2 protein-coding genes are annotated in these 1,596 nt (G+C 28.4%); one reads left to right on the plus strand and one right to left on the minus strand.

Translation table 11 applies throughout. The features are described from left to right. Positions 1-229: 229 nt before the first annotated feature. Positions 230-808 (minus strand): TetR/AcrR family transcriptional regulator, encoded by a 579-nt coding sequence (locus EZH24_RS11515; RefSeq protein WP_137999235.1) that lies wholly within the window; start codon positions 806-808, stop codon positions 230-232. A gap of 317 nt (positions 809-1,125) precedes the next feature. Between EZH24_RS11515 and EZH24_RS11520 the strand changes: the two genes are divergently transcribed. Next, positions 1,126-1,596 (plus strand): flavodoxin (locus tag EZH24_RS11520; protein ID WP_170310869.1); only part of this gene is annotated, 471 nt, incomplete at its 3' end.

Genomic DNA, 1,596 nt, shown 5'->3' on the forward strand with positions numbered 1-1,596 from the left:
ATGCCGAGCCTCGAGCGGTAGAAGAAGCCTACAGAAATGTGATAGACGGAAAAGTAAAATTCAGATATGTGATAGATATGAAGACTTTAAATTGATTATAGATAGACAATAAAGTTTAAAATTTTTTTCATGTTTAATCCTTAAGTTTAAAGGTTGTCCTGTATATTTTATAATTCTGCGGGGCAATCTTTTATTTTATTAAAATTTATTATTAATTAGATTTTTATATCTATTTTTTCATTATACTTTCCAAACCATGACATACTAATTTTATGGCAAGCTCTTTAACTTCTTCCAACGATAACTTTTTTCCGTCCGCTACCCATTGCCTGTAAATAATCGCCGAATTTGCGCCGTAATATGCAAAAATTATATTTTCGTAAGCTTCGTTATCCGAAAAAGCTCCTCTATTGGTTTTCTTTCTATAATCCATAACTTTTTTAACTATTCTGTCGCTTATATTTCTATAACTTCCGCTGCATAATATTCTTTCGTTTAGAGGTTCGTTATTTGCGCTATCAAAAAATAATCCGATTAAATATTTCATGTCTTCAAGATTTGTATAAGAAATTTGTTTTTCCATAAAAATATTTGCATAACCGTCTTGTATTTCAAGTAGTAAATCGTCCAAACTATCATAATGCAAATAAAAAGTTTTTCTGTTGATTTTCGCTCTTTCGGTAAGTTCTTTTATCGTGATATAATCGTAATCCATTTCAAGTATCATACTTTTAAAAGTATTTCGTATAATTTCTTTAGTTTTTACGACTCTTAAATCTTCTTTTTTCTTATTTTCTTTTAATTTCATAGTAAATTATCTCCTTTTTTAAAATTTTACGCCTCATAATTAAAGTATTTGTGACATAAAGGACTATAAATAAATCAAAGTCCCTTGACTACAAATTTAAATTTATTATAATACATAATTAATAAATAAGCAATAGTGAAGAAATAATATACATATAAATAATAATACTCATATTTGAATTATTTTTTTACTTTTGATTAAAATTGATTGTTTAAATAACTAAAATAAAATTAAATTTTACTATTGACTTTAGAGTTAACTCCAATGGTATAATTAATTGTGATAATAAAAAAAATTAAATAAATAGGAGGTCAGAGATGACTAAAACATTAAAAATCATAACTTTATTGCTTGCAAGTTTCGTATTGTTTTCCTGCGGTAATAAATCTAACGCTCAAAACAATACAAAAGAAAACGCGAATATTATGACTGCGGATTTTGAAGACAATTCCATAAAGGCGATTAATATTGCGGCAAACGATAATAATAGCAACAATAAAATTCTTATCGTTTATTTTTCTTGGGGCGGAAACTCGAGGACTCTGGCGGGTTATGCGAGAGAGATAACGGGAGGCGATATATTTGAAATCGTTCCCGCTCAACCTTATCCGAGTCAATACAGAGCGACTACCCAGCAGGCAAGAGAAGAATTAGACAATAATTATTTGCCAGAGATTAAAAACAAAATAAATAATCTATCTTCTTACGATGCGATAATATTGGTTTATCCGAATTGGTGGGGAACGATACCGCAAGTAGTTAAAAGATTTTTGCAAGATAACGATTTT

The organism is Brachyspira catarrhinii (assembly GCF_005518285.1).
Lineage (GTDB): Bacteria > Spirochaetota > Brachyspiria > Brachyspirales > Brachyspiraceae > Brachyspira > Brachyspira catarrhinii.

Coding starts and splice junctions, on each gene's coding strand:
- EZH24_RS11515 (WP_137999235.1), bottom strand. CDS start 808: ATGAAATTAAAAGAAAATAAGAAAAAAGAAGATTTAAGAGTCGTAAAA.